Consider the following 16,514-nt stretch of genomic DNA (forward strand, 5'->3'; position numbering starts at 1 on the left):
AGACCGATTGCCGCACCCGGTCAAGCGTTATATAGCGCTCGCTATGGAACCTGCGCTCCAGCCTGCCCCGCGCCGCACCGGACGGCCTTTGTCGTTCGATCGCGAGGCGGCGCTGGCCGTGGCGATGCGCCTGTTCTGGCAGCACGGCTTCGAGGCGACGTCGATTGCGGAGCTGACCCAGGCGATGGGCATCACGCCGCCGAGCCTCTACGCCGCCTTTGGCGACAAGCGCGGCCTGTTTCGCGAGGCCGTGCATCTTTACCTTGGGGGCGTCGACAGTGTCGCCGAGAGCATCACGGGGGCGGCCACCGCCCGCGAGGCGGCACTGGCTTTGCTGGCGGCGGCCGCGATTGGCGACAGCGGCGAAGACACCCCGCCGGGCTGCCTGCTCGCGAGTTCCCTGGTGAGCAGTTCCGCCGCTGCGGCCGATGTGCGCGAGGAGCTGGCCGAGATCCGGCGCGGCATCGAAGCGGCGCTGCGGTTGCGGATCGAGCGCGATGTGCGGGATGGCCATTTGCCGCACGACACCGATGCCGAAGCGCTGGCGGGCCACGTCTTTGCGGTGGTCCAGGGAATGTCGACCCTGGCCAAGGATGGGGCCGGGCGGGAGAAGTTGCTGCGGATCGTCGACAGCGCCATGGCGGGCTGGCCCGGCTGAAGCTCGTGTCGTGCGAGGGTCACCAGTCCGCATGACATCCGGCCGGTTCGGAGCTAAAGGCCGGCGCATGCCCAGCCGTTTCCGCCGCCCCGCCCTGCGCCGCCTGCTCCCCGCGCTGCCGCTTGCCTTCGCCGCTACGCCGGCGCGCGCTCAGCAGGAGGACGGGCAGCTATGGTTCCAGGTCAACACCAATGTGCCGCTGGCCGAGCATGTGCGCATCACGCTGGAGCAGATCGCGCGCGTCAGCGACCGGCAGGACGGGCTCTACCAGACCGAGTTCGGCGGTCTGCTCGGCTTTCGCGCGTCCAAGAATATCGAACTCGGGTTCGGCTATCGCTGGGTCGGTTCGCATAACGGCAATAGCGGCGCCGACGAGAATCGGCTGCGCCAGCAGGTGGTCGGGACGTTCGGGCCAATCACCACGCGCTTCCGCGTGGACGAGCGGTTCAATCCGCGCGGCAGCGAAGTGGGTGTCCGCATCCGACCGCTGATCCGCTACAATCACCGGTTCGGCCGCAAGGGCATGGCGGTGTTCGCCAGCCATGAAAGCTTCTTCTTGCCCAACAGCACAAGCTGGGGGCAGCGCAGCGGCTATGAGCGGATGTGCAACATCGTTGGCGTCACCCTGCCGATCGGGCGTTCGGCGACCACCGATATCGGCTATCTCAACCAGTATCGCTTCGGTCGTGACGGCGCCCGGGCGCAGATGGACCATGCGCTGACAGTGCAGCTCACGATCAACCTGCACGGCTTCGCGGGGTCGGAGGTTCACGACTGACCGCCTTCCGGCGCCGGAGCGAATGCGCTCAGGCGGCCGTGACGAAGCCCCCGACCGCCAGCGCCGAGCCCAGCAGCAGCGCCGCAGCGAGCGACCGGCTGAGGATCTTCTCCAGCCTTCGCGGTGCGGGGATGAAATACGCCGCGAGGAGCAGCGCCGCCGTGGCGAGCCAGTAGATCGCGACGAGCGGCACGTCGTTCCCGGCGACCTTGCGCAGGATGAAGGTGGCGGCAAGGATCAGCGGCGATCCCCACACCACGGCATCCCACATCGCGCGCAGCCGCGGCTCGTGGATTCCGCGGCGCCGGCGCTTGCCCAGCCAGATATAGCTGCCGGTCGCGCAGATCCCGGTCAGGGCCAGGCCGAGGACGAAATAGAGGATCTTGACCGGCAGGCCGCCGAAATTGCCGAAATGGAGATTGTAGGTCGAGGCCGAGGCCTGTTGGCCGAGCGCGCCGTCGGAGAGGCCTGCCGCGCCGATGAAGCGGCCCTTCGCGTCGAAATTATAATATTCGCCGAAGATCAGCCGGCGCTCCGGCGTGCCGAGGATCTGGATGTGCTGCCCGGCGGTGAGCGGATCGTGCAGCGTGATATAAGTCAGGCGCAGGCCGGGATGGTGGGCCTTCATATAGGCCATCGCCGTCACGATATCCGGCACGGGCGCGGCGGTCTTGTCCGGCTTGCCTTCGGCGCCGAAGATCGGGGCGTAGACGGCCTCGAGATCGCCGCCATAGCTGAGCTTCGCCACGCTGTAGCCGGCGATGCTGGCCAGGCCGATCAGCGCCCCGGTGAGCGCGATCGCGACGGTGAAGGGCAGGGTCCAGACGCTCAGCCGGTTGTGCCAGTCGGCGAGGCCGAGGCCGTTGCCGTCGCGTGCGCGCAGGCGGAAGGCGTCGCGGAAGATGCGCGGATGGGCGATCACGCCGGACAGCGCGAGCGCCAGCATCATCACGCCGAGCGCGCCGACGATGGTGATGCCGATCACGCCGGGAATGTTGAGGATGTAGTGGAGCTCGACCAGGAAATCGGACCAAGCGACCTCCTCTTTGGCCGCGATCGCGCCCGCCGCGTCGAGATGCACGGCCTGGGTGTCGGTCGTGATCGTGGCGCGGGGCAGGGATTCGACCGGCAGATGGACATAGAGGTGCGTGGTGCGCGGCTTGCCCGCTTCGCTGGCCAGCACCGCTGCGACGCCGCGCTGGATGGCCTGGGGATCGATCGACGCCATTTCCGGCGCGCCCGGCTGCTCGATGCGCTGCCATTCCTCGTAGAAAACCGCGACCGTGCCGGTTAGGCTGACGATATAGAGCAGCATGCCGGCGAGCAGGCCGATCGCGGCATGGGCCGACAGGGCGCGCTTGACGGTGGAGCTTTCCGGCGCGACCGTCATGCCGCCACCCCGGCGGCGACCGCGAGCACGCCCGGTACGGCGCACAGCGCCAGCAGCCGCCACTGGCGGACGCGGCGCTCCTCCATCAGCAGCGCGAAGGCGAGCAGGGCCCAGGCCAGCGGCATGACGAAGAAACTCCCGACATTGGCATTGGCCTCCCCCGCGCCGGACCAGACGATAAGCTCGCGCGCCGCGACGGCAAGGCCGACCGAGACGATCATCGCGGCCAGCGTGACGATCAGGAAGGTGGCGATCCGCCGCCCGAGCCGCCATGGCTCGCCACCTTCCGGCAAGGCGCCTGCGCGGCGATTGGAGGCTTTGGCGCCGGCCGCGGCCGGCGCGGTGCCGGCTGCATAAGCGAGGATCAGCAACGCCGCCGTCATGCCGGCCAATGCGGCGATCGAGGCGCCCCAGGCGCCGGCGGCCAGCCATCCCAGCACAAGGCCGAGCCCGAACAGGCCCCAGCCGATGCCGTTCCACGCGCGCGAGCGGCGGGGCAGGGACCAGGCGAAGCGCAGCGCAGCGCTGCCGCCTGCCGCGCCGATGCCTGCCACGATGAGGAGCGCGTTTTCCATCAGAAGCGGTACGTTGCGCCGAGGGTGAAGCTGCGCGGCGCGCCGTAGCGATACTGGCTGTAGAAGCCGATCTGGCTGTAATAGGTCTTGTCGAGCAGGTTCGCGACATTGGCCTGCAGCTGCAGCTTCTCGGTCACGGCGTAACGGGCCATCAGGCTGACCAGCGCAAATCCGTCCTGCTGGAAGCGCAGGGCCGCGAGCGTGACCGGGTTGTTCCCGGTGGAATAGGCCTTGCTGCGATAATTGACGCCGCCGCCTACGGTCAGCCCGCTCAGCGCGCCGGGCAATGAGTAGGTGGTGAACAGCTTGACCAAGGTGCGCGGCTGATCGGTGTTGATCGGATCGCCATCTTCATCCTCGATCTTGAAATGGCTGACGCCGAAATTGACGTTCCAGCCGGGCAGCGGCTTGCCGGTGACCTCGAGCTCGAAGCCCTGGCTCACGGTGTTGTCGGCGGCGCGATATTGGCTCACCGGCAATCCACCACCCGGCGGTATGACGGGGTCGCCCGGCAGCAGCACCGCCAGATTGTCCTGCTCGATGCGGAACAGCGCGACCGAGGTTTGCAGCGCCTCGTTGAAGAAGGCGCTTTTCAGGCCGATCTCATAGGCCTTGCCGTCGAGCGGATCGAGCTGCCGGAAACCGATGTCCTGCGCGTTCTGCGGCTGGAAGATTTTGGTGTAGCTCGCATAGAGGCGGTGGTTCGACGTGACGTCGTAGAGCGCGCCGACATAGGGGATGAACACATTGTCATCGCCGTAATTGCTCGTCGTGCCGAAGGAGAAGCCGGTCTGCTTCCAGCTCGACAGGCGGCCGCCGCCGATCAGCTTGAGCCGATCGCTCACGTTGAGCCGCAACGCGCCATAATAGCCGTTCTGCTCGACGCGTTCCTTGACGTCGAGCGAGCCGGTGGTCGAGAAACCCGGATAGGGATAGGCGCTGCCGCCGAGGTTCGTGAAATCCTCTCCCGGCAGGAAGGCGAGGGCGACATAGGTGATGTCGTCGCGCTTCTGCACGCTGTGCAGCGCGCCCACCACCAGTTCATGGTCGCGCCCGAACAGGCTGAGCCGGCCCTTCACCTGGGCGTCGAAGCTGTTCTGGATGCTCTTGCCCTTGTCCTTGTAGGGATAGCCATACTGGATATCGCCGGTCGCCTTGTCGACCAGGCCGGAGAGATAGAGAAGCTCGGTCGACTGGGAATTCTTCATCCGGTTGTAGTTGACGGTGGCGCTCCAGCCGCCGCCCAGATCCTGGCTCAGCGTGGCGAAGATGTTCTGGTTGACGGTGTTCCAATAGGTCCAGGGCGCGGCGGGCGTGTGCGAGCGCGGCCAGACCGCGAAGCTGCCGTCGCTGTAGAAGGAGGGCAGGGCACCCCAGGTCGGGGCGTCCGGCCGGCCTTCCTGGTGGCTGATGCCGGCGCGCAGCAAGGTGGTGTCCGTTATGTCGGCATCGACCACGCCGTACAGGACGAACTTCTGGTTCTTGTAGAGATCGATATAGCTCTCGGCCTCTTCATAGCGGCCGACGGCGCGGACGCGGATGCGGCCGTCCGAAGTAAGCGCGCCGCCGACATCGCCCGACACCCGCCAGGTGTTCCAGCTGCCATAGCTGGCGTTGACGTACCCCTTCCACTCGGCGCTGTCGGCATGCTTGCGCACCAGATTGACCGAGGCGGACGGATCGCCCGCGCCGCTGAGCAGGCCGGTCGCGCCGCGGACGATCTCGACTCGCTCGAAGATCGACACATCGGCCATGGTCTCGCCCGCGCCGCCGGCGAGGGTCCAGGCGGTCGGTACGCCATCGACCTGGTAGTTCCGGATCTCGAAACCGCGCGCATAGAAGCTGTTGCGGACATCATCGACCTGGTTGACCGTGACGCCCACGCCGTTCTGGATCACATCGGCGATGGTCGTCAGATTCTGGTCGAGGATGCGCTGCGCCGTGATGATGCTGACGGACTGCGGCGTCTCGCGCACCGTCAGGCCGAGGCCGGTCGCGGTGTCGATCTTGTCGGGGAGCGTGTAGGTGCCGGTGACGACGATATCGTCGCCCAGCTCCGCCTGTTCTTCAGCCGGCTTTTCTGCCGCGGTCTGGGCGGCCGCGGGAAAGGCCAGGGCGACCAGCGAGCCGCCGAGCAGCAGTGATGCGGTGATTTTCAATCCGTGTCCCCAACTTGCGCGAGCTCCGGCGAAGCGGGCGCTAAGCCCGGCTCGTCCGACCGCGAGTCACTGAGGCATTAGTGAGATTGAGAAGCGCTCGCAATAACTAGATTGTTTCAGGGGCGGTATTTGGTGGGGTGGTCTGCCTTCCTGTCCCGAATCGCAAAAGGGTTTGCGTGCGGGGCAATTGCACCCGCGCCGCCCCTGGCTTAGCTTGCGGCGAAAAATTGGGGGTTATGATATGCATCGCAAGCTCTTGGCGCTCCTTCTTGCGGTCGTGCCGGCCTCGGCCGAGGCCGGATGGTCGGTCGCGAAGTCGGATCATTTCGTCGTCTATACCCAGCGGGGCGAGACCAGCGCGCGGGACGCGGCCGAGCGGCTCGAAAAGTTCCAGATCGCGCTGCGCTTCATGACCGGAACGACGGAAACGCCCAGCCCCGCCCGGATCAGCGTGTTCCTCGTCGCCGACAGTGCGGCCGTACAGGCCACCATGCCTTATGGCGGCGGCGTCGCCGGCTATTATTCGACCGTCAAACGGGGCGCCTTTGCCATCATGTCCCGCTCGAACGACGGCAATGGGAACGGATCAAAAGGCGATACGGCGAAGGACGGGCTGAACGCGCAGCAGATCCTGTTTCACGAACTGACCCATCACTTCACCTTTCAGTATTTCCCGGCCACCTATCCGGTTTGGTACACGGAAGGGTTCGCCGACTATATCGGATCGATGTCGATCGAACGGGGCAATGTCGTGTCGATCGGAGAACGGGTCGCCAACCGCTATCGCGCGTTCCAGATGAACGACTGGCTGCCGGTAGAACGTCTGTTGACCGCAAAAAGCTATGCGGATGTCGATAATGTGGGCCTGCTTTATGCCGAAGGCTGGCTGCTGGTGCACTATCTGTCGAATGCCAATGCCCGCCCGGGCCAGCTCAAAACCTATCTGACCGAGGTGAACAAGGGACGGCCCTACGCGCAGGCGGCGACTGAAGCCTTCGGCGATCTTCACAAGCTCGACCGGGAATTGCGCGACTATTCCAGGCGCGGCGCGCTCAACGCCATCGTGCTGCCCTTCAAGAAACTGGATCCGGGGCCGGTGGAGGTGCGCGCGCTGTCGCCGGCGGAAGACGCCATGATCGACTTCGAGATGCAGCTTTATGCGGGCGTGCCGCGGGCGGAGGTCGGGGCCTTTGCCGATCGCGTCGCGAAGGTGGCCGCGCGCTATCCCGACGATGTGCACGCGCTGGCCCTGAACGCCGAAGCGCAGCGGCTGGCCGGCCGCGCCGCCGATGCTGCGGCGACGGCGGAGCACTGGCTTCGTATCGCGCCCAACGACGGGCTGGCGCTCGCCGCCCAGGCCGATGCGCGGTCGGACATGCTGGTCGCGGCGCGGTCCACGGATCCCGTCCAATGGCGCGAGGTGCGCCAGATTTATGGCGCCGCGGCGAAAGCAATGCCCGATCGGCCGCAGATCCTGCGCGGTTTCTACGAAACCTATCTGCGCCAGGGGATCATGCCACCCGAATCCGCCCAGAACGCGCTCTATTCCGCCTTCACGATGTTGCCGCAGGAAGACGGACTGCGTCACGAAGTGGCGGCTGATTTCGAGCGGCGGGGCCTGCTGGACGCAGCGATCGCGGTCATCCGCCCGGCAGCGTTCCAGATGGTCGATCCATCCGAGCTGAGCCCCCGCGATCGGCAGAAGCGCGAGCAGGCGAAGTTGAAGCACAAGATAGCCGGGGACGCCGACGACGAGGAGACCGCACGCGAGATGCTCGACCGGCTCGAGGCCAAGAAGGCAGCGAAAAAACCGGCCGGCTGAGCCTGTCCGTCCCGTAATTCTGGTGACAGATGCGGGCCGAAGCCCGTCGGGTGGGGCGCTCGTACGATGAGCGCCACGCCGGCCTCAGCCCTTCAGCGCCTCCGCGATCGTCGCGGCCAAAGGCGTCGTGGCGCGGCCGATCAGGCGGGAGAGCTGTCGCCCATCGTCGAACAGCGCGCCTTCGGCCGCCGCTGCATCGCACGCCGACAGCAGGCCAGGGAGCGGTTCGGGGAGGCCCGCGCCGGTCAGAGCCGCGCGATACTCGGCCTCGGGCAGGTCGACATAGGGGATTTCCCGCCCGGCCTGGCGGGACAGTTCCGCGGCGAACTCGGTAAGGGTGAAGGACTGGTCTCCGGCCAGTTCGAGAAGGACGCGGGCGGGGGCTGCATCGTCGGTCAGCGCGATGGCCGCCGCCTCGGCATAATCGACGCGCGCGGCACCCGAGATGCGGCCCTCGCGGGCACTGCCGATGAACACGCCGTGCTGAAGCGCAGGCGGGATCGAGGCCGTGTAATTCTCCGTGTACCAGCCGTTGCGCAGGAGTGTGTGGGCAAGGCCGCTCGCCGCGATCAGGGCCTCGGTCTGACGGTGTTCCTCAGCGAGGTCGAGCTGCAAGCTGTCGGTGCGGAGCACGCTGGTATAGAGGATCCGGGCGACGCCGGCATTTTTGGCCGCATCGATCGCGTTGCGGTGCTGCGCGACGCGCGCGCCCAGCGCGTTGGAGGAGATCAGCAGGACGCGCTCGACACCGGCAAAGGCCGCCTCGAGCGTTTCGGGCCGGTCGTAATCGCCGTGGCGGATCGTCACGCCCGCAGGGAACAGGCCGGCCGCACGCACGGGATCGCGGACGATGGCGACGACTGCCTCCGGCCCGACCCGCCGGGCGAGCGCGGCGACAGCGAGGCGGCCAAGCTGGCCGCTGGCGGCAGTCACGGCGAAACGAGGCTTGGTCATGAATATCTCCGGTCTCGGTTTGTTGACATGGTCTCAGATAGAGACCAGCAATCGAGCCGGTAAGACGGCACTTTTCCGTCACCTGGTTACGCGGGAGTAACTGATGGACGCAGATGCGGCGCTCGGCGCAAGGTTCAAGGACTGGGCCGTCAAGGGGTTCGAGGAGACGCGCTGTCCGGTGCGCAACCTGCTCGATCAGATCGGCGATCGCTGGTCGATGCTGCTGCTCGCTGCGCTGTCGGCCGGCCCGAAGCGGTTCAGCGCGCTGGCCCGCGCCGTGCCCGACATTTCGAAGCGGATGCTGACCCAGACGCTGCGCAGGCTCGAAACCGACGGGTTCGTCCACCGCGACGTGCAGCCGACCGTCCCGCCCAGCGTGACCTATTCGCTGACGCCGCTGGGCAAGAGTTTCGCCGCACCAATGCTCGGGCTGGTGGAATGGGCCGAGGCGAATTTCGCGGCGGTGCTGGCGGCCCGCGCGCGGATGGCGGGGTAGCTTCGCCGACGGCAGTCGCAGATATTATGGCATTGACTGTGCCATAACTATCCTTAATGCGATCGTTACGGTGCCGGCTCACGGCCCGTCATGGGGGGAATCCAAATGCGCGTTTTTGTTGCTGCAGCGCTTGCTGCCGCAGTGTTGCTTCCGTCTGCGGCTTTTGCCGGGACAACCACCAGCAGTTTCAAGGTGACGACGACCGTCAACGCCGCCTGCCAGCTCTCGCCGAACGACATCAATCTTTCGAATTACGACCCGACCAGCACCACCGCGCTCACCGGCAACGCGACCTTGTCGGTCACCTGCACCAAGGGCACGACTGCAACCCTTTCCTTCAGCAGCCCCAACGCCGTGGGACAGGTCCTGAAGATGAAGGGCGCTGCCCGGGCCGATCTTTTGGCCTACGGCCTCTATTCGGATGCCAGCACGACCACCAGCGTCATCGGCGCCAACATTCAGGTCACTTCGACCGACGGCACCACCAAGTCGGTTCAGCTCTACGCGAAGGTCGGTACGGGCCAGCTGGTTTATGCTGACGGCTATTCGGATACCGTCACCGTCACCGCTGCGTTCTGATCGAGGCTCGATAGGGATCGCCCGGCAATGCGGTTACCGGCCCTCGCTGTCGCTGTCGCCAGCATGATGATCTCCTCGCCGACATGGGCGCAGGCCATGGGCATCAGCCCGGTCCGCGTCGAAATGACCGGCGGGGAGCAGTCGGCGATCATCACGGTCCGCAACACCGGCGCTTCACCCATCAACCTCCAGGTGAGGGCGATGGACTGGTCGCAGGTCGATGGCGTGGAAAGCTTAAGTCTGGCCGGGACGCTGATTGCCAGCCCGCCGATGAGCACGCTCGCGCCTGGAGAAGAGCAGATCGTGCGCCTTTTCCTGGACGAGCCGGCCAAGCGGACATCGGAAAAGGCCTTTCGCCTGATCCTGGACGAGATCCCGTTGGGAGAGCCGACTCCGGGCGCCGGCATGCGCATCCGGTTGCGGGCACTGGTCCCGGTATTCGTCGCGCCCAAAGGGGTCTTGCGTCCCGACATCCAGTGGAGCGCCAGGCGCAGCGCCGCGGGGCTGGTGCTGACCGCTGTCAACACTGGGGCACGCCGCAATCGACTCCTCAATCTCAACGTCGCGGTCGGTGGCACGCACATTGCGGTTCCCTCTTCCAATTCGGGCTATGTCCTGAGCGGGGGATCGCAAAGCTGGACAGTCCCGGATGTCCCGCTGACGGCCGCAACCGTGACCATCACAGCAGACGGGGATTTCGGCGAGGTGAACGCCGATGCGCCCATCCTTCCTTGACGGGCATCGACTGCGCCTGACCTTGTTACCGCTGCTGCTCATGGGCTGCGCGGTTTCGGCGAGGGCGGAGCTTCCCGCAACCGATCAGCGCCCTGCCGACGAGGCCATTTCGCACATTCTCGATGTGCGCGTGAATGGCTGGGCGACGGGGGTGGTCGCGCGTTTCCGGCTCCAGGGTGAGAGCCTCGCGATCCGGGCCGAGCAATTCGAAGCGATCGGCTTTCGCAAGAACGACAGTCTCGTCACGCATATCGCCGGCGGCGAATGGATCGAGCTCGATCGGTTGCCCGGCGTGCGCTGGACGATCGATCCGCGCGCCCAGGCGATCGAGATCACCGCCTCGCCGGGCTTGCTGAAGGAGACCGATTTCAAGGTCTCTGCGGGCGCGCAACGCATTCAGAGCCGGGCGGACTGGGGAGCGATGCTGTCCTATGATCTTTTCGGCCAATGGTCCCCCCAATCCGGAAACACGCTGTTTGGACGGTCCTTGTCGGCGGATCTCGGTACACGGATCTTCTCGCCGTATTTTACCGCGGCGAGCACCGGGCTGTTGACGGTCAACAGCAGCCAGAGCCGTTACGTTCGCCTCGACACCAGCATCGTGTTCGACGATCCCGACAGTAGTCAGAGCCTCAGGATCGGTGATTCCTACACTGCAGGGCCCAGCTGGGTGCGACCCATCCGCTTTGGCGGCGTGCAATGGGCGCGCAATTTCAGCCTGCGCCCCGATATCGTGACGTCGCCGGTCGCTAGCCTGAGCCGGGACATCGCCGTTCCGTCCACGATCGATCTCTTCGTCAACGGGGTTCGCAGTTACTCGCAGGCCGTCAATCCCGGTGTCGTAAGGCTGGGCGACCTGCCCATTCCCGGCGGGTCCAATACCATCGACATGGTCGTCACCGACCAGGCGGGCCGGCGCACCCAGGTCTCGCTGCTCTTCTATTCATCGAGCCAGCTGCTCGCGGCCGGCATGACCGATTTCGATGTCGAAGCCGGGTTTCCCCGTCTGTCCTATACGCAGGCAAGCAATGATTACGGGCGCCCCTTCGCATCCGGCACCGCCAGCCACGGCCTTACCGATCGACTGACGCTGAGAGGCTATGCGGCCGCAACGCGCGGATATGGGGGAGCAGCCGTCGGCGCCACCGTGCGCGTCGCGTCGCTCGGCGTCATCGACAGCGGCCTGCTCATGAGCAGCGGGACGGCGGGCACGGCCGCAGCCTATTATGTCGGGGTGGAGCACACCGCGCAGGGATTCAGTCTGTCAGCCAGTTATACCCATGCGGACGGCGATTATCGGGATCTGGCCAGCACCTTCGACGCCGGCGCCTTCATCGATCGGGCGACCGCTGCCCTCGGCCTGAACCTGGGACGAGCGGGCAGCGTCAACATGGCCTATGTCGTGTCCAGGAATACCACGCAGTCGCTCAGCAGCATTGCGTCGGGATCCTATCGCCTGCACGTCGGCCGCGGGAACGGGATGGATCTTGCTGCTTCTGCTTTCGGCGAAACCCGCGGCGGGGGATGGGGCGGCATTCTCTCCGCAACCCTTCAGCTCGGACGCAGAAGCCGGGCCTATGCGCAGCAGAGCTGGCGCAATGGACAGCAGAGCATTTCAGCCCAGGTCAATGGCGAAAGCCGGGATCAGCGCCTCAACTGGCAGGTCCAGGGCAGCCGGGGCGCCACCGACGAGTTGAGCGCCCAGGCGTATTGGCGCGGAACGTCGGCCGGGCTGTACGGCCGCATCGACCATTTGAATGGCTCTACGGGCGTGCAGGCCGAACTCAGCCAGTCCCTGATCTTCATGGGCGGTCAGTTCTTCGTCAGTCGGCTGGTGGATGACGGCTTCACCCTGGTCGATGTCTCGGGCCAGAAAGGGGTGAGCGTGTCGCTGGAAAACCACCTTATCGGCGTGACGAAGAAGGATGGTCGCCTGCTCGTGCCGGGGTTGCAGCCCTATGTCGCCAACCGGCTGTCCATCAATGCCCTCGATCTTCCGGTGAATGCGGTCGTCAAGGACACGCGGCAGCTTGTGGCGCCCCGAAGCGGCGGCGGCATGATAACGCGGTTCGACGTGCGTGTGCCGCGATCGGCGCTCGTCACGCTCAGGAAACCGGATGGCACTCCGGTGCCGGTCGGCGCCAGCGTGACGCCTGGTCCGGGGGGCGAGGCGGCATTGCTCGGCTATGATGGTGAGGTTTACCTGCGCGATGTCGCGTCCGGCACCAATCGGCTGATCGTGACATGGCCGGACCATTCATGCTCGGCTTCCTTCTCGCTTACCGCCGCACAACATCATGGTTTGCCGCGCATAGGACCTCTGACATGCGACCCGTGACGCCGTTCGCCCCGTTCGCGCTCTGCGCGCTGCTCGCGCCGATCGAGGCGCGGGCGGCTGACCCGATAGAAGCGGCGGCCTCCTGCACCGTGATCATCTCGTCGCTCGTCTTTCCGGGCTATGATGCGATCACGCGTGGCGCGGCAAGTGCGATCGGGACGGTGACTGTGGTCTGCCCGCCCGGTACGGCATCGGTCAGTCCCCGCATCGTGATGTCGAATGGGCGCTCGGGGCGCTTTTCGGATCGGAAGATGACGTCCGGGACAGATAGCCTGCGCTACAATCTGTTTCTCGAACCCAGCCATGTGCGCGTCATCGGCGATGGAACGGATGGGAGCGTCGCCCTTACCTCAGCCAATATCCGGTCTCAGGGGCGCTCCGTCTACACCATCCACGGGGTGATTTTCCCGGGCCAGTCCGTCAGCCCCGGCCAATATTCCGACGACATCACCGTTCAGCTCGAATTCTGATGTGTTGCGGCTATTGAAGGGGCGACCCGCAATGCCCTCCAATCCCGGATTCAGTCCTCACGCCTTTACATATCCCGAAGCAGTTTCAACCCGTCCTTCGGTGGCAAGGCGAGCGCTGTCTCAAGCAACGCGATCCGCGTCCTGCATCGGGGCAGTGAGCTTGGCATTTCATCCATCGCCGCAAGGAAGCGGGTGCGTGTCATGCCCGCGCGAATGGCCGATGCGTCGACCACAGCCCCCTTTATGGTGAACATTCTGGAAACGGGGCCGCGCGGTGGGTCAGTATCGAGTTCGGTCAATACACGGACGATGATCTCGCTATTCCTCCGGCCGAACTCGACTGATCGCGGCCCGGGTGAATACCCACCCTGAAAATAGCTGCTGCAGCCGACGGAACCTGCTTCAAGCGCAGCTTTCGCCTCGTCGAGATCGAGTTGGCGATATTGCGATATCAACGCATGATCCGCGCGTCTCAAGCCGTTGCGATAGCGCTGAAAGAGCAGGCGGGTTGTGTCGCGCAAGAACGCGTCACGCCCCTGTTTCAATTCCTTCGCCTTCTGCCATTTTGCTTCGAGCATCGCCGCAAGGGACGGTTTCTTTTCTCTCAATAAGTGCATGCTCACGCTGGCATTGGCGACATCGCGCAGAGCCGCGTTTATGTCGTCATCCGGTGATACAAGCTCGTCCAGAATGAGTGCGGGCGGCGGCGATATATAGCTCGGGCGTCGCTGCGACGGCGAACAATACCCCAGGCTGCCCAGCCCGAAGATGATCACCCATGTCAGCAAGAAATAGAATCCTCCCGGCAAACGGCTCGATATCGATGTCGGATTTTCCCACAGCGACACGCGATACCAGTCCATCGCCTGTTCGAGATCGGGATAGTCGCGCCGAACTATCTCCAGCAGTTCGTTCACTTTCTTGCGGCTGACGCTATAGTCCCGGTGGCTGCGTTCATTGGCGGGTCTGGTTAACTCGTTCCACGCAACGAATAGCGGGTGTTGGGGCCGGCCGACAGCGGCGAGAAACACCAGCGAATCATGACGGGCAACCACAGCGGCGATCTCGGTAGATTGATCGATCCGGCCACGGCTCGCCAGCCAGCCGAAATGCTCGATGACCGGTGCGAGGATCACATCGGATCTTGGCATCCCGCGCGAGACTATCTGCGCAAACCACCGTTCCGCATCAGCGTAGAACGCAATCTCCGCCATTCGCGGATCGCGTAGCAGTGCCGCAACGTGGTTGCGGAGGATATCGGCGACATTGCCGGTTATCCGTACGAATTGTCCATCTTCCCCGAACAGGATCGAAAGGACCGCGCGATAGTGCTCGTCAAATGACTCGGGCGCCGTCAGCGGACTGTTTTCCAGCATCGACGATACGCGAGACAGGCCGAGAACCCGGATCACCAGCGCGTCGTTCAACCCGTGCAACGGGATGACGCGTCCCTGGCCACCGGTCGAGGCAGGCCGTTCAAATGTCTGGAACAACTCCTCTGCGGCCGGCGGCACCGTCGTCGTCACATCGCCGCGCGGGCGATTATCGCCAAGGATGGGTGCGTCCAGATTGCCGCGCCCATAGGCTCCCAAAGGAATGGCGATATCGTGTGAAGTCGCCGCCTCGTCGTCGATCACCGCGCCGTCGTCGCGCCGGGCAAAGGCCAGGGCCTGCTCCCTCGCCTCGCGTAGCGCTTCGAAGCCGGCGCGATCCGTGTCCGGATCGATGCTCTTCAGCACGGCAGCATAAGCCGAACGAATCGCCGCGATGTCGCGCGTCGGTTCGATCTTCAGCCGCCGCCACACGGAGCGCGGCGTGTTCATAGGTAGCGTTCGCCCTCGAGCTCATCCAGTGCTGCTGTCAGCGCATCGCGGGCCTGATCGATCGCGCGAGGCTCCTGGCGGTCGAGAGCGCCTTCGAAGGCAATGATCCAATGGCCGATCTGGTCGCGCCGCTCGCCGATAAAGCTTTCATAACAGCGCGAGGCGCGTGCCATCACCGCCATATTGGAACTGGCCTCGCGCGGATGGCGCTTGAGGTCGGCCAATACGCCGCGTCGTTCAGCGATCTGCGCCTGATCGGGCGCGTCGTCCTCCTCGAAGAGGACGAGGTTGCGCTCAAGCCCGGATGCGGGAACATGCACATCGACCTCGAGCAGCCCGCTCGTGTCGTAGCTGAACCGGCATTCGACATGGACTTGCCCGGCCGGCGCCGGGGGCACCGGCACGCGCAACGATCCCAGTTTAACATTGCCGCGCACTTCATGTGCTTCGCCCTGATAGACGCCGAATTCGACGGTCCGCTGATTATCCGCGATAGTAGCGTAGTATTTGACCCGGCTCGCCGGGATCGGCGTATTGCGCTCGATGATGGGCGAAAAGACGCCGGCGCGGCGCACCCCCCGGGCGTCCAGCACGCTATGATCCACGCCAAGGGTGAACGGGCAGACATCGGTCAGCCTGATTTCCTCGAGCGCCGCGTCGCGCGCCTTCAGCCCGGCCTGTACCGCGGCACCGAGCGCCACCGCGTGATCGGGATGGACCGTCGCGTCGGGAAAGCGGCTGAACATCCGTGTGATCGTTCGGCGCACGACCGGCATGCGCGTCCCGCCGCCGACGAGGACAACGGCGCTCAGGGAATCCACGCGGATATCGCTGTCGCGCAGCGATCGCAGCACCGGATCGCGCAGGCGAGCGAGCAGCGGTGCGGCCTGAGTCTCGAATTCGGTCGCGCTGACCGCCGTCTCGAACCTCTGCCCGCCCCAGGTCATGGCAAAGATCGCCGTATCCGCTTCGCTGAGGTCGCGCCGGCACCGCTCCGCCGCCGCGCGCAACAACTCGTGCAGCGACAAAGCGTCGGCCTTGGCCAGCCGCTTATCGGGGTCGATCCGCGGCCGGGCGATCTCGACGATGACCTCGTTGAAATCCTCGCCCCCGAGCCGATTATCGCCGGCCGAGGCGCGTACCTCGATCACGCCATCGAACATTTCGACGATAGAGACGTCGAACGTGCCTCCGCCCAGATCGAAGACGAGGAAAGGCTCCCGCTGTTCCCGTGTCTGAATGCCGTAAGCCAGCGCGGCGGCGGTGGGCTCGTTGACGAGCCGCTCGACCGTCAGCCCGGCCAATTCGCCCGCGCGCCGTGTCGCCTTGCGCTGACGGTCGTTGAAATAGGCGGGCACGGTCACGATCGCGCTGGTCACCGGCTCGCCGAGGAACGCTTCGGCATCCGCTTTCAGGCTGGACAACACCAGCGCGGAGAGATCCTCCGCGGCAAAGCTTCGCTTCCCGAGCGTGATGGTCTGCTTCGTGCCCATCCAGCGCTTGAACGCTGTGGCGGTCAGTTTGGGATGAGTAGATTGCCGGTCTCGTGCGGCGAGCCCGACGATGATCTCATCATCATCGCCGACGCTGACGGCCGATGGAGTCAGAAGATCGCCGAGCGCATTGGGGATCAATTCGGCTCCGCCATCGCGCCAGATGCCAATGGCGCTATTGGTCGTTCCCAGATCAATGCCGACGATCATGCTTGGCCCCCGCCTTGTCGCGGCAGCGTAACGA

General features: G+C 65.3%; 14 protein-coding genes. 8 read left to right on the plus strand and 6 right to left on the minus strand.

Translation table 11 applies throughout. From position 1 onward, the window contains the following. Window positions 1–43: 43 nt before the first annotated feature. Both U1769_RS08080 and U1769_RS08085 read left to right on the plus strand, forming a co-directional pair. Window positions 44–658, plus strand: a complete 615-nt coding sequence (locus U1769_RS08080; RefSeq protein WP_332714533.1) for a TetR/AcrR family transcriptional regulator — start codon at window positions 44–46, stop codon at window positions 656–658. Window positions 659–725: 67 nt separating this feature from the next. Then, a complete protein-coding gene (locus U1769_RS08085) occupies window positions 726–1,436 on the plus strand; it encodes a DUF2490 domain-containing protein (RefSeq protein ID WP_332714535.1) in 711 nt (236 codons plus the stop codon). Between the two features lie 28 nt (window positions 1,437–1,464). On the opposite strand, the gene U1769_RS08090 is transcribed toward U1769_RS08085, so the two are convergent. Genes U1769_RS08090 through U1769_RS08100 form a run of 3 tightly spaced genes read right to left on the minus strand, consistent with a single transcriptional unit; the run spans window position 1,465 to window position 5,560 of the window. After that, entirely contained in the window at window positions 1,465–2,826 is a 1,362-nt protein-coding gene (locus tag U1769_RS08090; protein WP_332714537.1) for a PepSY-associated TM helix domain-containing protein, read from the minus strand. After that, the gene (locus tag U1769_RS08095) at window positions 2,823–3,401 is read right to left on the minus strand and encodes a hypothetical protein (protein WP_332714539.1); all 579 of its coding nucleotides are present in this window, start codon (window positions 3,399–3,401) and stop codon (window positions 2,823–2,825) included. Before U1769_RS08095 ends, U1769_RS08090 begins: the two co-directional genes overlap by 4 nt. After that, window positions 3,401–5,560, minus strand: coding sequence for a TonB-dependent siderophore receptor (locus U1769_RS08100; RefSeq protein ID WP_332714541.1), 2,160 nt, complete (start codon window positions 5,558–5,560; stop codon window positions 3,401–3,403). Before U1769_RS08100 ends, U1769_RS08095 begins: the two co-directional genes overlap by 1 nt. A 256-nt stretch (window positions 5,561–5,816) precedes the next feature. Between U1769_RS08100 and U1769_RS08105 the strand changes: the two genes are divergently transcribed. Beyond that, window positions 5,817–7,382 (plus strand): hypothetical protein, encoded by a 1,566-nt coding sequence (locus tag U1769_RS08105; RefSeq protein WP_332714543.1) that lies wholly within the window; start codon window positions 5,817–5,819, stop codon window positions 7,380–7,382. Between the two features lie 84 nt (window positions 7,383–7,466). Here U1769_RS08105 and U1769_RS08110 read toward each other — a convergent pair whose 3' ends face one another. Beyond that, on the minus strand, window positions 7,467–8,336 hold the full coding sequence (locus U1769_RS08110) for an SDR family oxidoreductase (protein WP_332714545.1): 870 nt from the start codon (window positions 8,334–8,336) through the stop codon (window positions 7,467–7,469). Window positions 8,337–8,439: 103 nt separating this feature from the next. Here U1769_RS08110 and U1769_RS08115 point away from each other — a divergent pair, with 103 nt between their 5' ends. The 5 genes from U1769_RS08115 (at window position 8,440) to U1769_RS08135 (ending at window position 12,954) form a co-directional block, all read left to right on the plus strand. Further along, window positions 8,440–8,832, plus strand: coding sequence for a winged helix-turn-helix transcriptional regulator (locus U1769_RS08115; RefSeq protein WP_332714547.1), 393 nt, complete (start codon window positions 8,440–8,442; stop codon window positions 8,830–8,832). A 105-nt stretch (window positions 8,833–8,937) separates the two neighbouring features. After that, window positions 8,938–9,411, plus strand: coding sequence for a Csu type fimbrial protein (locus U1769_RS08120; protein ID WP_332714549.1), 474 nt, complete (start codon window positions 8,938–8,940; stop codon window positions 9,409–9,411). A gap of 63 nt (window positions 9,412–9,474) precedes the next feature. Further along, a complete protein-coding gene (locus U1769_RS08125; protein WP_332714551.1) occupies window positions 9,475–10,146 on the plus strand; it encodes a fimbrial biogenesis chaperone in 672 nt (223 codons plus the stop codon). Window positions 10,147–10,438: 292 nt separating this feature from the next. Then, entirely contained in the window at window positions 10,439–12,484 is a 2,046-nt protein-coding gene (locus tag U1769_RS08130; RefSeq protein ID WP_332714553.1) for a fimbria/pilus outer membrane usher protein, read from the plus strand. Continuing rightward, entirely contained in the window at window positions 12,472–12,954 is a 483-nt protein-coding gene (locus U1769_RS08135; RefSeq protein WP_332714555.1) for a Csu type fimbrial protein, read from the plus strand. Before U1769_RS08130 ends, U1769_RS08135 begins: the two co-directional genes overlap by 13 nt. Window positions 12,955–13,019: 65 nt before the next feature. Here U1769_RS08135 and U1769_RS08140 read toward each other — a convergent pair whose 3' ends face one another. Together U1769_RS08140 and U1769_RS08145 are read right to left on the minus strand one after the other, a co-directional pair. Continuing rightward, window positions 13,020–14,777, minus strand: coding sequence for a hypothetical protein (locus U1769_RS08140; protein WP_332714557.1), 1,758 nt, complete (start codon window positions 14,775–14,777; stop codon window positions 13,020–13,022). Next, on the minus strand, window positions 14,774–16,480 hold the full coding sequence (locus U1769_RS08145; protein WP_332714559.1) for an Hsp70 family protein: 1,707 nt from the start codon (window positions 16,478–16,480) through the stop codon (window positions 14,774–14,776). The genes U1769_RS08140 and U1769_RS08145 overlap by 4 nt, the downstream gene beginning before the upstream one ends. Window positions 16,481–16,514: the final 34 nt, after the last annotated feature.

Origin of the sequence: Parasphingomonas zepuensis (assembly GCF_036663735.1) — a bacterium.
Lineage (GTDB): Bacteria > Pseudomonadota > Alphaproteobacteria > Sphingomonadales > Sphingomonadaceae > Sphingomonas.

Excerpts from the sequence above, each read along its gene's own strand:
- U1769_RS08085 (WP_332714535.1), top strand. The coding sequence starts at position 726 with ATGCCCAGCCGTTTCCGCCGCCCCGCCCTGCGCCGCCTGCTCCCCGCG.
- U1769_RS08115 (WP_332714547.1), top strand. The coding sequence starts at position 8,440 with ATGGACGCAGATGCGGCGCTCGGCGCAAGGTTCAAGGACTGGGCCGTC.
- U1769_RS08145 (WP_332714559.1), bottom strand. The coding sequence starts at position 16,480 with ATGATCGTCGGCATTGATCTGGGAACGACCAATAGCGCCATTGGCATC.
- U1769_RS08090 (WP_332714537.1), bottom strand. The coding sequence starts at position 2,826 with ATGACGGTCGCGCCGGAAAGCTCCACCGTCAAGCGCGCCCTGTCGGCC.
- U1769_RS08135 (WP_332714555.1), top strand. The coding sequence starts at position 12,472 with ATGCGACCCGTGACGCCGTTCGCCCCGTTCGCGCTCTGCGCGCTGCTC.
- U1769_RS08080 (WP_332714533.1), top strand. The coding sequence starts at position 44 with ATGGAACCTGCGCTCCAGCCTGCCCCGCGCCGCACCGGACGGCCTTTG.
- U1769_RS08140 (WP_332714557.1), bottom strand. The coding sequence starts at position 14,777 with ATGAACACGCCGCGCTCCGTGTGGCGGCGGCTGAAGATCGAACCGACG.
- U1769_RS08110 (WP_332714545.1), bottom strand. The coding sequence starts at position 8,336 with ATGACCAAGCCTCGTTTCGCCGTGACTGCCGCCAGCGGCCAGCTTGGC.
- U1769_RS08120 (WP_332714549.1), top strand. The coding sequence starts at position 8,938 with ATGCGCGTTTTTGTTGCTGCAGCGCTTGCTGCCGCAGTGTTGCTTCCG.
- U1769_RS08095 (WP_332714539.1), bottom strand. The coding sequence starts at position 3,401 with ATGGAAAACGCGCTCCTCATCGTGGCAGGCATCGGCGCGGCAGGCGGC.
- U1769_RS08125 (WP_332714551.1), top strand. The coding sequence starts at position 9,475 with ATGATGATCTCCTCGCCGACATGGGCGCAGGCCATGGGCATCAGCCCG.